Annotated in this window: 14 protein-coding genes and 2 pseudogenes; all 16 read left to right on the forward strand. The window is 54.0% G+C overall.

The window, feature by feature from the left end:
• Positions 1-1,914, forward strand: a 1,914-nt coding sequence (pnp, locus tag Q7T06_RS09235) for a polyribonucleotide nucleotidyltransferase (RefSeq protein WP_304783877.1), incomplete at its 5' end; no start/stop codon positions are given.
• 143 nt (positions 1,915-2,057) lie between these two features.
• Positions 2,058-2,804 (forward strand): triose-phosphate isomerase, encoded by a 747-nt coding sequence (gene tpiA, locus Q7T06_RS09240; protein ID WP_304783880.1) that lies wholly within the window; start codon positions 2,058-2,060, stop codon positions 2,802-2,804.
• Positions 2,805-2,846: 42 nt separating this feature from the next.
• A complete protein-coding gene (secG, locus tag Q7T06_RS09245; protein ID WP_304783884.1) occupies positions 2,847-3,254 on the forward strand; it encodes a preprotein translocase subunit SecG in 408 nt (135 codons plus the stop codon).
• 86 nt (positions 3,255-3,340) lie between these two features.
• Positions 3,341-3,425 (forward strand): annotated as a pseudogene (locus Q7T06_RS09250).
• 116 nt (positions 3,426-3,541) lie between these two features.
• A complete protein-coding gene (locus tag Q7T06_RS09255) occupies positions 3,542-3,901 on the forward strand; it encodes an NADH-quinone oxidoreductase subunit A (RefSeq protein ID WP_304783887.1) in 360 nt (119 codons plus the stop codon).
• 3 nt (positions 3,902-3,904) lie between these two features.
• On the forward strand, positions 3,905-4,381 hold the full coding sequence (locus Q7T06_RS09260; RefSeq protein ID WP_011871307.1) for an NADH-quinone oxidoreductase subunit B family protein: 477 nt from the start codon (positions 3,905-3,907) through the stop codon (positions 4,379-4,381).
• Between the two features lie 18 nt (positions 4,382-4,399).
• A complete protein-coding gene (locus Q7T06_RS09265) occupies positions 4,400-4,996 on the forward strand; it encodes an NADH-quinone oxidoreductase subunit C (RefSeq protein ID WP_304783892.1) in 597 nt (198 codons plus the stop codon).
• On the forward strand, positions 4,996-6,249 hold the full coding sequence (locus tag Q7T06_RS09270) for an NADH-quinone oxidoreductase subunit D (protein WP_304783896.1): 1,254 nt from the start codon (positions 4,996-4,998) through the stop codon (positions 6,247-6,249). The genes Q7T06_RS09265 and Q7T06_RS09270 overlap by 1 nt, the downstream gene beginning before the upstream one ends.
• 27 nt (positions 6,250-6,276) lie before the next feature.
• Complete coding sequence (gene nuoE / locus Q7T06_RS09275; protein ID WP_304783899.1) at positions 6,277-6,756, forward strand: NADH-quinone oxidoreductase subunit NuoE; 480 nt, start codon at positions 6,277-6,279, stop codon at positions 6,754-6,756.
• Positions 6,753-8,048: an NADH-quinone oxidoreductase subunit NuoF gene (gene nuoF / locus Q7T06_RS09280; protein ID WP_304783902.1), complete on the forward strand. Its 1,296-nt coding sequence runs from the start codon at positions 6,753-6,755 to the stop codon at positions 8,046-8,048. The genes nuoE and nuoF overlap by 4 nt, the downstream gene beginning before the upstream one ends.
• 51 nt (positions 8,049-8,099) lie before the next feature.
• The gene (gene nuoG / locus Q7T06_RS09285; RefSeq protein ID WP_304783905.1) at positions 8,100-10,427 is read left to right on the forward strand and encodes an NADH-quinone oxidoreductase subunit NuoG; all 2,328 of its coding nucleotides are present in this window, start codon (positions 8,100-8,102) and stop codon (positions 10,425-10,427) included.
• On the forward strand, positions 10,427-11,500 hold the full coding sequence (gene nuoH, locus Q7T06_RS09290; RefSeq protein WP_304783908.1) for an NADH-quinone oxidoreductase subunit NuoH: 1,074 nt from the start codon (positions 10,427-10,429) through the stop codon (positions 11,498-11,500). The genes nuoG and nuoH overlap by 1 nt, the downstream gene beginning before the upstream one ends.
• 32 nt (positions 11,501-11,532) lie before the next feature.
• Positions 11,533-12,021, forward strand: a complete 489-nt coding sequence (gene nuoI / locus Q7T06_RS09295) for an NADH-quinone oxidoreductase subunit NuoI (protein WP_304783912.1) — start codon at positions 11,533-11,535, stop codon at positions 12,019-12,021.
• Between the two features lie 42 nt (positions 12,022-12,063).
• The gene (locus Q7T06_RS09300) at positions 12,064-12,708 is read left to right on the forward strand and encodes an NADH-quinone oxidoreductase subunit J (RefSeq protein ID WP_304783915.1); all 645 of its coding nucleotides are present in this window, start codon (positions 12,064-12,066) and stop codon (positions 12,706-12,708) included.
• Positions 12,709-12,718: 10 nt separating this feature from the next.
• On the forward strand, positions 12,719-13,027 hold the full coding sequence (gene nuoK, locus Q7T06_RS09305) for an NADH-quinone oxidoreductase subunit NuoK (protein WP_076591558.1): 309 nt from the start codon (positions 12,719-12,721) through the stop codon (positions 13,025-13,027).
• Positions 13,028-13,061: 34 nt separating this feature from the next.
• Positions 13,062-13,306: pseudogene (locus Q7T06_RS09310) on the forward strand (NADH-quinone oxidoreductase subunit L); the annotation flags it as partial.

Consider the following 13,306-nt stretch of genomic DNA (forward strand, 5'->3'; position numbering starts at 1 on the left):
CCAGGCGGCTTCTTCAAACGCGAAGGCCGTCCTTCCGAAAAAGAAACACTGACATCGCGCCTGATCGATCGCCCGATTCGTCCGCTGTTCCCGGAAGGTTATCTGAATGAAGTGCAGATCATCATTCACGTGTTGTCGGTCAATCCTGAGATTGATCCAGACATCGCTGCCATGATAGGTGCATCGGCTGCCTTGTCGGTTGCCGGCATTCCATTTGCAGGCCCGGTCGGCGCAGCACGTGTGGGCTATATCGATGGTCAATATGTACTGAACCCAACCACCTCGCAATTGGCTACCTCGGATCTGGATCTGGTCGTTGCCGGTACCGAAATCGCTGTATTGATGGTTGAATCAGAAGCCAAGCAATTGTCCGAAGAAGTCATGCTCGGCGCGGTTGTGTTCGGTCACGATCAAATGAAGGCAGTCATCAATGCGATCCATGATCTGGTACGCGACGGTGGCAAGCCTGAAGTGCAATGGGCTCCTCCAGCTAAAAACGAGGCGCTGATCGCTCGCGTCGGACATTTTGCTGAAGCCAAGCTGCGCGCTGCATATCAAACCAAAGACAAGCAGGCACGTACTGCCAAGTTGAAGGATGCGTTTGCAGAAGTCAATGCGGATCTGGCAGCCGAAGCTGTTGCCGTCGGCAGCGTTGCACCGGACTCGTCAGAAGTCAGCAACATCCTGTTCGATCTGGAAGCAAAAATCGTCCGTTCGCAAATCCTTGATGGCGAGCCACGTATCGACGGTCGCGACACACGTACCGTGCGTCCTATCTCGATCCGTACCGGCGTCTTGCCGCGTACCCACGGTTCGGCCTTGTTTACCCGCGGCGAAACCCAGGCATTGGTGATCGCAACTCTCGGTACAGCACGCGACGAACAAAAGATCGATGCCTTGATGGGCGAATACTCGGATCGTTTCATGTTGCATTACAACATGCCTCCGTTCGCCACCGGCGAAACCGGTCGTGTCGGCACACCTAAGCGTCGTGAAATCGGCCACGGTCGTTTGGCCAAGCGTGCACTGATCGCTGCCTTGCCTGCACCGGAAGACTTCAGCTACTCGGTACGTCTGGTTTCGGAAATTACCGAATCCAACGGTTCATCGTCGATGGCTTCGGTCTGCGGCGGCTGCCTGGCCTTGATCGATGCTGGCGTTCCTATGCAAGCGCACGTGGCTGGTATCGCAATGGGCTTGATCAAGGATGGCGGTAAGTTTGCAGTCTTGAGCGACATCCTCGGCGACGAAGATCACCTCGGCGACATGGACTTTAAAGTGGCTGGTACTGCAAACGGTATTACCGCTTTGCAAATGGAGCTCAAAATCCAGGGTATCACCAAGGAAATCATGCAAGTCGCTTTGGCGCAAGCCAAAGAAGGCCGTATCCATATCCTCGGCGAAATGGAAAAAGCAGTGCCTAGCGGCACCACGGGCGAATTGTCCGACTTCGCGCCACGCCTGATCACGGTCAAGATCAATCCGGAAAAAATCCGTGACGTGATCGGCAAGGGCGGCGCAGTCATACGCGCATTGACCGAAGAAACCGGCACGCAAATCGACATCAGCGATGAAGGTGTAGTCACCATCGCTTCCGTCGATGCAGCTGCAGGCCAGGAAGCCAAGCGTCGTATCGAAGAACTGACCGCTTCAGTTGAAGTTGGCAAGGTCTACGAAGGCACCGTCCTGAAACTGCTGGATTTCGGCGCGATTGTTCAAGTCATGCCAGGCAAGGATGGCTTGTTGCACATCAGCCAGATCGCCAATGAGCGTGTCAATGCAGTTGCTGATTACCTGAAAGAAGGTCAGCAAGTACGCGTTAAAGTTCTGGAAACAGATGACCGTGGCCGCTTGAAGCTGTCGATGAAAGCTGCCGTTGCCGATGAAAATCCTGAGGCAGCGCCACAAGAGTAATTCACTCCTGTTTTGATGCTGGAATAAAAAACCGCCCACTGCGCAAGCCGTGGGCGGTTTTTCATAGTGGAATACGTTCTTGCGTTTGACCGTCCTCGCTGCAACAAGCTACAATAGCCGGTTATTAGAATCATGGGTTACATATGCGCCGCAAACTCGTCGCAGGCAACTGGAAAATGAATGGCAGTATTGCTGCCAACGCCCTGTTGCTGACACAGATTAACGCCGGGTTTGGCAATGCTGGATGTGATGCGGCGGTATGCGTACCCGCACCTTATCTTTCACAGTGTCAGGCCTTGCTAGCCGACAGCGCAATTGCACTGGGTGCGCAGGATGTATCCAGCCATGATGCCGGCGCCTACACGGGTGAAGTATCGGCCGCCATGTTGCTGGAATTCGCTTGCCGCTATGTGATCGTCGGTCATTCTGAGCGCCGTGGATACTTCGGCGAGACGGATGAGCTGGTCGCACAAAAGGCATTGCGTGCATTGCATGCAGGACTGGTTCCCATCGTCTGTGTAGGTGAGACCCTGGCGCAGCGCGAAGCAGGGCAGACGGATGCAATTGTCAGCCGGCAGATCGATGCAGTGTTGTCCCTGATTGCAGAAAACGAGCTGACGAAGATCGTCGTCGCCTACGAGCCGGTTTGGGCGATAGGGACGGGCAAGACCGCTACGCCGGAAATGGCGCAGCAAGTACACGCAGTATTGCGCCAGCGTCTGCATGCAAGGAGCGCCACGGCAGCACAGGAAGTCAGGATTTTGTACGGCGGCAGCATGAAGCCGGAAAATGCCCGCGAATTACTTGCCATGCCGGATATAGATGGCGGCTTGATAGGCGGGGCAGCATTGAAAGCAGCGGATTTTCTAGCGATTATCCACGCGGCATAAGCCGCAGGCTTTATTACGAATTATCTAAGACTGGAAATTTAAATGAATAGTTTGCTCACCATCATCGTCGTTATTCAAGTGCTGTCGGCATTGACGATCATCGGCCTCGTATTGCTGCAACATGGTAAAGGCGCCGACATGGGCGCGTCCTTCGGTTCGGGTGCGTCCGGCAGTTTGTTCGGCGCAACCGGATCATCGAACTTCCTGTCGAAATTTACCGGCATTGCCGCCGCCATTTTCTTTGCTGCGACTTTGGGTCTGGCATTCGTCAGCAACAAGCCGGCAACGACCAATGCCGGTGTGATGGAAAATCTGCCGGTATCGGCAGTTCCAGGCGCTGAAGCAACAACGCCGGCAGCATCGGTCACACCAGGAAACGCACCCGCAACTGCACCTGCCAAACCTGCAGCGCCGACTGGAACTGGTCAATCAAATCAGATCCCGAAATAAATGCGCAAAAAACCTGTTTAGTTATTGTTCTAATGTAATTGCACATTGAGTAAATATCATAAAGCAGGTTAAAATGTGCGTCTTGCGCCGACGTGGTGAAATTGGTAGACACGCTCTCTTGAGGGGGTAGTGGCGAAAGCTGTGCGAGTTCGAGTCTCGCCGTCGGCACCAAATATTTAAAGGCCAGCAAGGGTATGCCTGAGCTGGCTTTTTATCGACAGATAGTCGCCTGATTTAAACGGATTTTTTTACGAATTAATTAATCGTATAACTTACTGCTGCTAATCGTGAACCTCGAAAACTACTTCCCCGTTCTGCTCTTTATTATGGTTGGCATCGGTGTTGGTATCGTGCCCCAGGTATTGGGTCGCATCCTCGGTCCGCACAAGCCGGACGCAGAAAAACTTTCCCCTTATGAATGTGGCTTCGAGGCATTTGAAGATGCGCGCATGAAGTTTGATGTGCGCTACTATCTCGTCGCCATTCTTTTCATCCTGTTTGACCTCGAAGTTGCGTTCCTCGTTCCATGGGCGGTGGCGATGCGCGAAGTAGGGATGCTGGGATTTTGGTCAATGATGATTTTCCTTGGAGTGCTGACCATCGGTCTGGTGTTCGAATGGAAAAAAGGCGCGCTGGATTGGGAGTAAGTCATGGCAATTGAAGGCGTATTGAACGAAGGCTTCGTTACCACGACAGCCGACAAGCTGATTAACTGGACCCGCACCGGCTCGATGTGGCCGATGACATTCGGTCTCGCGTGCTGCGCAGTCGAGATGATGCATGCAGGCGCTTCGCGTTACGACATGGATCGTTTTGGCGTGGTGTTCCGTCCTTCGCCGCGTCAGTCCGACGTGATGATCGTGGCCGGCACGCTATGCAACAAGATGGCGCCGGCGCTGCGCAAGGTCTATGACCAGATGGCTGAGCCACGCTGGGTGATCTCTATGGGTTCCTGTGCCAATGGTGGTGGTTATTATCACTACTCTTACTCGGTTGTGCGCGGTTGCGACCGCATCGTTCCCGTAGACGTGTATGTTCCAGGTTGTCCACCAACGGCTGAAGCGTTGTTGTACGGGATCATGCAATTGCAAAACAAGATCCGTCGTACCAATACGATCGCTCGCTAAGAGGCTGCCTGCTTAATTATGACGATCAAACTTGAACTCCTCGAAGCCGCCCTGCGCAACGCGCTGGACGATCAGCTTCAAACCCTGACGGTCGCGTTGGGTGAAATCACCATAGTTGTAAAGTCGAATGATTACGCATCCGCGATGCGTGTATTGCGTGATCACGCCGATTTGCGCTTTGAAGAATTGATAGATTTGTGCGGCGTTGATTATTCGACGTATGGCGATGGCGCATGGGAAGGCCAGCGCTTTGCGGTCGTTTCGCACCTGCTGTCGATCGAGCACAACTGGCGCTTGCGCGTGCGCGTATTCGCGCCGGATGATGAAATGCCGGTGGTGGCCTCGATGATGGATATCTGGCCGACCGCCAACTGGTACGAGCGCGAAGCGTTTGACTTCTTCGGCATCCTGTTTGAAGGCCACAACGATTTGCGTCGCATTCTGACCGATTACGGTTTTATCGGTCATCCATTCCGCAAGGATTTCCCTGTCTCCGGTTACGTTGAAATGCGTTACGATCCAGAGCAAAAACGGGTTATTTACCAGCCCGTCACGATAGACCCGCGCGAAAATGTGCCGCGTGTGATCCGTGAAGAACAGTACGGGGTGAAATAATGGCAGAGATCAAGAACTACACCCTTAACTTCGGTCCTCAGCATCCGGCTGCGCACGGTGTGCTGCGTCTGGTGCTGGAGTTGGATGGCGAAGTGATACAGCGCGCCGATCCACACATCGGTTTGCTGCATCGCGCGACTGAAAAGCTGGCTGAACAAAAAACCTATCTGCAATCCGTACCGTACATGGACCGGCTCGACTATGTGTCGATGATGTGCAATGAGCACGGCTATGTGATGTCGATCGAGAAGCTGCTCGGCCTGGAAGTGCCGCTGCGCGCGCAATACATACGCGTGATGTTCGATGAAATCACCCGTTTGCTGAATCACCTGTTGTGGCTGGGCGCGCATGCGCTCGACGTTGGCGCGATGGGCGTGTTCCTGTATGCATTCCGCGAACGCGAAGATTTGATGGATTGCTATGAGGCGGTTTCCGGTGCGCGTCTGCACGCCGCTTACTACCGCCCGGGTGGTGTGTACCGCGATTTGCCGGACACGATGCCGCAACACAAGGCTTCGATCATCCGCAATGCCAAGGCGATCAACAAGCTCAATGAAAATCGCCAGGGTTCCCTGCTCGATTTCATTGAAGACTTCACCAACCGTTTCCCGACTTACGTTGATGAGTACGAAACGCTGTTGACCGATAACCGTATCTGGAAGCAGCGTCTGGTCGGCGTCGGTGTGGTGTCGCCAGAACGTGCGAAAGCCATGGGCTTTACCGGCGCGATGTTGCGCGGTTCCGGCATCGAGTGGGATTTGCGCAAGAACCAGCCGTATGAAGTCTATGACTTGCTGGACTTCGATATTCCGGTTGGCACCAATGGCGATTGCTACGATCGTTACCTGGTGCGCGTTGAAGAAATGCGCCAGTCCAATCGCATCATCAAGCAATGCGTTGAATGGCTGCGCAACAATCCGGGTCCTGTGATGACGGACAACCACAAGGTTGCGCCACCGTCACGCGTCGGCATGAAGTCGAACATGGAAGATTTGATCCATCACTTCAAATTGTTCACGGAAGGTTTTCACGTTCCACCTGGTGAAGCGTATGCTGCGGTGGAACATCCGAAGGGTGAGTTTGGCGTTTATCTGATTTCGGATGGCGCGAACAAACCGTATCGGATGAAGATTCGGGCGCCAGGCTTCCCGCATCTGCAAGGTCTGGATGAAATGGCCAAGGGTCACATGATTGCCGATGCAGTAACCATCATCGGCACGCAAGATATTGTGTTTGGTGAAATTGACCGCTAATCGCGGCTCAATATTTGAGGCATAGACATGCTGTTATCAGAGCAAGCGTATAAAAAATTCGATCGCGAGATCGCCAAATTTCCAGCAGACCAGAAACAGTCTGCCGTTATGGCGGTGCTCGCCATTGCGCAAGACGAAACCAGATGGCTCGCGCCTGAGGTTTTGCAGGAAGTGGCCGACTATCTGGGCATGCCGGCGATCGCGGTGCAGGAAGTTGCGACTTTCTACAATATGTACGACACCAAGCCGGTCGGCAAGTTCAAGATTTCAGTCTGCACCAATTTGCCTTGCGCATTGTCTGGCGGCGAAAAGGCGGCGCACTATTTGAAACACAAGCTGGGCATCGACTACCATGAAACCACGGCAGACGATCAGTTCACGCTGGTCGAAGGCGAATGCATGGGTGCTTGCGGCGATGCGCCTGTCATGATCGTCAATAACAAACGCATGTGCAGCTTCATGTCGGATGACAAGATCGATGCGCTGGTAGAGGAATTGAAAAAATGACCAGCCTGCACAATCGCCACATCAAACCACTGATACTGGCCGACCTCGATGGCAAGAACTGGCATTTGGCGGATTACGTCAAGCGCGGTGGTTACGAATCGCTGAAACGCATCCTGAATGAAAAAATCACGCCTGAACAAGTGATCGCGGAGCTGAAAGCTTCGTCCTTGCGCGGTCGCGGTGGTGCGGGCTTTCCGACTGGCCTGAAGTGGAGCTTCATGCCGAAAAACTACGAGGGTCAGAAATACCTCGTATGTAATACCGATGAAGGCGAGCCGGGTACTTTTAAAGATCGCGACATCATTCGCTACAATCCGCACGCCTTGATTGAAGGCATGGCGATCGGTGCGTATGCGATGGGTATCACTGTCGGCTACAACTATATACACGGCGAGATTTTTGCCGATTACGATCGTTTTGAAGAAGCGCTGGAAGAAGCACGCGCCGCCGGTTTCCTCGGCGACCGCATCATGGGTTCCGTCTTCACTTTCCAGTTGCATGCGTTCCATGGTTATGGCGCTTACATTTGCGGCGAAGAAACGGCATTGCTGGAATCGCTGGAAGGCAAAAAAGGCCAGCCGCGCTTCAAGCCGCCTTTCCCGGCCAGCTTCGGTTTGTACGGCAAACCGACCACGATCAACAATACAGAAACCTTTGCTGCCGTTCCATTCATCTTCAAGATGGGTGGCGAAGCGTATGCAGCACTGGGCAAGCCTAACAATGGCGGCACCAAGATATTCTCGATCTCTGGCGACGTAACACGTCCGGGCAATTATGAAGTTCCACTCGGAACGCCATTTGCCACTTTGATGGATCTGGCCGGCGGCATGCGCGACGGCAAGAAAATCAAGGCAGTTATTCCTGGCGGTTCATCGGCGCCTGTCGTGCGCGGCGACGTCATGATGAACACCGATCTGGATTACGACTCGATCGCCAAAGCCGGCTCGATGCTGGGTTCGGGTGCGGTCATCGTGATGGATGAAACGCGTTGCATGGTCAAATCCCTGCTGCGTCTGTCGTACTTCTATTATGAAGAATCATGCGGTCAATGCACGCCTTGCCGCGAAGGTACCGGCTGGATGTATCGCATGGTGCACCGTATCGAAAACGGCCAGGGCCGGGCGGAAGATCTCGATATGCTCAATTCGATTGCTGACAATATCCAGGGCCGCACGATCTGCGCACTGGGTGATGCAGCGGCGATGCCGGTACGCGCGATGATCCTGAATTTCCGCGAAGAATTTGAATATCACATCGAGCATAAGCATTGCTTGGTACCCGCGTACGTTTGATTCAGCTCGCTGATTACGTAACTGAGAACACTAAGGCAAAAAAGCAAAGCCATGGTTGAAATCGAAATAGACGGTAAAAAAGTCGAAGTGCAGGCAGGCAGCATGGTGATGGACGCTGCCAATAAACTTGGCACCTACATCCCGCACTTTTGTTACCACAAAAAATTGTCCATCGCGGCTAACTGCCGCATGTGCCTGGTCGAGGTCGAGAAAGCACCGAAGCCCTTGCCAGCCTGCGCGACGCCAGTCTCGCAAGGCATGATCGTGCGCTCGCATAGCGAGAAGGCAATCAAGGCGCAAAAAGGCGTGATGGAATTCCTGCTGATTAACCATCCGCTGGATTGCCCGATTTGCGATCAAGGCGGCGAATGCCAATTGCAGGATCTGGCGGTCGGTTACGGCGAATCTTCATCGCGTTACGAAGAAGAGAAGCGTGTTGTTGTGCCTAAAGATGTAGGCCCGCTGATTTCGATGAAAGAAATGAGCCGTTGCATACATTGCACGCGTTGCGTCCGTTTCGGCCAGGAAATTGCCGGCGTGATGGAATTCGGCATGCTGGGTCGTGGCGAACACGCAGAAATCACTTCCTTCGTCGGCAAAACGGTAGATTCCGAATTGTCCGGCAACATGATCGATCTGTGCCCGGTCGGCGCACTGACTTCCAAGCCTTTCCGTTACAGCGCCCGTACTTGGGAATTGTCGCGTCGCAAATCAGTCAGCCCGCATGACAGTCTGGGTGCAAACCTGACGGTGCAAGTCAAGGCTGGCAAAGTCATGCGCGTGCTGCCGCTGGAAAACGACGATGTCAATGAGTGCTGGATTTCAGACAAGGATCGCTTCGCCTATGAAGGCTTGAACAGCGATGATCGTCTGACCACTCCGATGATCAAGCAAGACGGCAAGTGGCAGGAAACCGATTGGCAAACTGCGCTTGAATATGTCGCGCACGGCTTGCGCAATATCAAGCATGAGCACGGCGCCGATGCGATCGCGGCCGTAGCGACAGCGAATTCGACTCTGGAAGAACTGGCCTTGCTGCAGAAGTTCGTGCGCGGCCTGGGTTCCAACAATGTGGATTTCCGTTTGCGCCAATCCGATTCCGCACTGGATGCATCGATCACGCCATGGCTGGGCATGTCGATTACAGAATTCGCCGGCTTGAAGCAGGCATTCGTGATCGGTTCCTTCCTGCGTAAAGACCATCCATTGCTGGCAGCGCGTTTGCGGCAGGCCGTCAAGCAGGGCGCGCGCGTCAGCATCTTGCATGCGACCGACGACGACTTGCTGATGCCGCTTGCCAACAAGATGATCAAGGCGCCATCCGACTGGTTGGCTGCATTGTCTGAAGTCGTGGCAGCAGTTGCGCAAGCCAAGGGCATCGCTGCTCCGGCCGGCTTTGAAAAGATCGCAGCATCGGACGCAGCCAAGCAAATCGCTGGCAGCCTGTTGTCGGCTGAGCCGAAGGCAGTCTTGCTCGGCAATGCAGTGTTGCAGCATCCGCAGGCAGCGCAATTGCACGCGGCAGCGCAATGGATAGCACAAAACACTGAAGCCAAATTCGGCTTCCTGACGGAAGCAGCCAATAGCGTCGGCGGTTACATCGCTGGCGCCAACGGTGCAGATGCGGCGCAGATTTTCGCGCAGCCTCGCAAGGCGTATTTGCTGCTGAATGCAGAGCCTGAGCTGGATACCTTCAATCCGCAGGCTGCACGTCGTGCGCTGGATCAGGCAGAGATGGTCGTCGTGATGTCGCCATTCAAGCATGGGATGGATTTCGCAGACGTCTTGCTGCCTATCGCGCCATTCTCGGAAACCTCAGGCACCTTCATCAACTGCGAAGGACGGGCGCAAAGTTTCAACGGCACCGTCAAGCCACTGGCTGATACCCGCCCGGCATGGAAAGTGTTGCGCGTATTGGGCAATCTGGCCGGCTTGCAAGGTTTTGAATATGAAACGTCGGAAGCCATCCGCAATGAAATTCTCGGTGTTTCGGCACCGGCGGACGCGAATCTGGGTGCACGCTTGAATAATTTCGGCAAGGCGACGCCGCAGGCTGCTGTTGCAGCGCCATCGGCTGCACTGGAACGCGTTGCCGACGTCTCGATCTATTCGACCGATGCAATCGTGCGCCGCGCACCTGCATTGCAGGAAACCAGCGATGCTGCTGCGCCTAAAGCATGGTTGTCGTCAGAGTTGGCGGCCAAACTGGGTGTGGCTGCCGGCGACAAGGTCAAGGTCAAGCAAGGTGAGGGTAGCGCAGTGCTGGTCGCAGCGATTGCTCCTGCATTGCCAGCAAATGTGGTGCGCGTAGCTGCCGGTCGTCAAGAGACCGCAGGCTTGGGCGCGATGTTTGGTGCTATCAGCGTGGAGAAAGCGTAATGGATCATTTGTTGGCATCCGTCCACGCATTGGGGCAAACCTACCTCGGCTATTACTGGCCGCTGGTGTGGAACCTGGTAAAAATCGTCGCAGTTGTCTTGCCGGTCATGGGTTGCGTTGCTTATCTCACACTGTGGGAACGTAAAGTCATCGGCTGGATGCACGTGCGTCTGGGACCTAACCGCGTCGGGCCTGCAGGTTTGCTGCAGCCTATCGCCGATGCATTGAAATTGCTGTTGAAGGAAATCGTTGTTCCGGCAAAATCGAGCAAAGCCCTGTTTGTCATCGCACCTATCATGACCATCATGCCGGCGCTGGCTGCATGGGCCGTGATTCCATTCGGACCGGAAGCAGCCCTGGCCAACGTCAATGCAGGTTTGCTGTTCGTGATGGCGATTACTTCGCTGGAAGTGTATGGCGTGATCGTGGCCGGCTGGGCATCGAACTCCAAGTATGCCTTCCTCGGTGCGATGCGCGCTTCGGCACAAATGATTTCATATGAAATCGCGATGGGCTTCGTGCTGGTGATCGTGCTGATGGTGTCGGGCAGCATGAACCTGTCTGAAATTGTCACGCAACAGACTACCGGCCGTGGTGCTTCCATGGGCCTGACCTTCCTGTCATGGAACTGGTTGCCGCTGCTGCCTATGTTCGTCATCTACATCATTTCGGGTACGGCTGAATTGAACCGCCATCCGTTTGACGTGGTCGAGGGCGAATCCGAGATCGTGGCCGGTCACATGGTTGAGTACTCGGGCATGTCGTTCGCGATGTTCTTCCTGGCTGAATACGCGAACATGATTTTGATTTCGATGATGGCAACCCTGATGTTCCTGGGCGGCTGGTCGTCACCGATCGATATGGCACCGTTCACCTGGATACCAGGCTGGATCTGGCTGGGCATGAAGACACTGTTTGTCGTGACCTTGTTTATCTGGTTCCGTGCATCGTTCCCACGCTATCGCTACGATCAAATCATGCGTCTGGGCTGGAAAGTGTTCATTCCCTTGACTTTGGTTTATCTGTTGATCGTCGCGATCTGGATGAAAACCTCGTGGAATATCTGGAATTAATGCAGCAAGGCTGAGCAAAGAGGGAAGCCAAGATGGAAGCAATTAAGGATTTTTTCGGTAGTTTGATGTTGCGTGAGCTGCTCAAGGGCATGGCCCTGACCGGGCGCTACATGTTCTCGCGCAAAATTACCGTGCAGTTCCCGGAAGAAAAAACACCGCAGTCGCCGCGTTTCCGCGGTCTGCATGCATTGCGTCGTTACCCGAATGGTGAAGAGCGTTGCATCGCCTGCAAACTGTGTGAAGCAGTGTGCCCGGCGATGGCGATCACGATCGAATCCGAACAGCGTGATGATGGCTCGCGCCGCACCACACGTTACGACATCGATCTGACCAAATGCATATTCTGCGGCTTTTGCGAAGAATCCTGCCCGGTCGATTCGATTGTTGAAACGCATATTTTCGAATATCACGGCGAGAAACGCGGCGACTTGTACTACACGAAGGAAATGTTGCTGGCCGTAGGCGACCGTTACGAACCTGAGATTGCAGCTGCACGCACCGCAGACGCGGCCTATCGTTGATTTAATAATATTGGCAGCATTACGCTGACTTCTTGGTTGATTATGGAATTTACAACAGTCTTGTTTTACGTGTTCTCAGCGATACTGGTATTCGCTGCCATACGTGTGATCACCGATTCCAATCCGGTTCATGCTGCATTGTTCCTGGTGCTGTCGTTTTGTACGGCGTCTGCATTGTGGATGTTGCTCAAGGCCGAGTTCCTTTCCATCGTACTGGTGCTGGTGTATGTCGGCGCGGTGATGGTGCTGTTCCTGTTTGTCGTGATGATGGTCGACATCAAGCTCAGCAATGTGCGCGAAGGTTTCTGGGGTTACCTGCCACTGGCAGCGTCTATAGGCGTGGTGATCGTGCTGGAAATGGCGGCCGTCCTGTTCCGCGGCTTCTGGAAATCACATACGCAAGTGCCGGAAGCGGCCGCGATGATCGGCAACACGAAAGAACTGGGCAAGCTGATCTACACGCAGTATCTGTATGCGTTCGAGCTCGCTGCATTGCTGTTGCTGCTGGCGATGGTGGCGGCAGTGGCATTGACGATGCGCAAGCGCAAGGACAGCAAGTATTTCTCGCCTGGCGATGCCGTCAGGGTCAAGGCTTCGGATCGTCTGCGCATCGTGAAGATGAAAGCGGAATCCACGCGCGCCAACGGCGATCAATCACCAGCTGCTCCTGCAGCAGAACAAAAATAAGGGGAGTGTTGTGGAGTTATCGCTCGTACATTACCTGATACTCGGCGCGATCCTGTTCGCGATCTCGATAGTCGGTATTTTTCTGAACCGTAAAAACATCATCATATTGCTGATGGCAATCGAATTGATGCTGTTGGCTGTGAATATGAATTTCGTCGCGTTTTCCTATTTCCTGGGTGACGCAGCCGGCCAGATTTTTGTTTTCTTCATCTTGACGGTAGCTGCTGCTGAAGCTGCAATCGGTCTTGCCATACTGGTGTCCATGTTCCGTACCCTGGATACCATCAATGTCGAAGACCTAGACAGCCTCAAAGGCTAATTCCGAACAATAACGAATAAAGATAAGGTTCATCATGGCGGGGCAACTTAACCCTAACCTCTTGCTGATCGTACCGCTGGCACCACTTGCCGGCTCGATGATTGCAGGTCTGTTTGGTACCAAATTTTTCGGCAATATCATCGGTCGCAAGACGTCGCATACCGTGACGATACTTGGCGTGCTGATCGCATTCATCCTGTCGCTGCACACGATGTCGCTGGTTCTGGACGGCGCAACGTACAACGGCAACCTGTACACCTGGATGACAGTCGTCGGGCT

This window comes from Herminiimonas sp., assembly GCF_030645555.1.
Lineage (GTDB): Bacteria > Pseudomonadota > Gammaproteobacteria > Burkholderiales > Burkholderiaceae_D > Oxalicibacterium.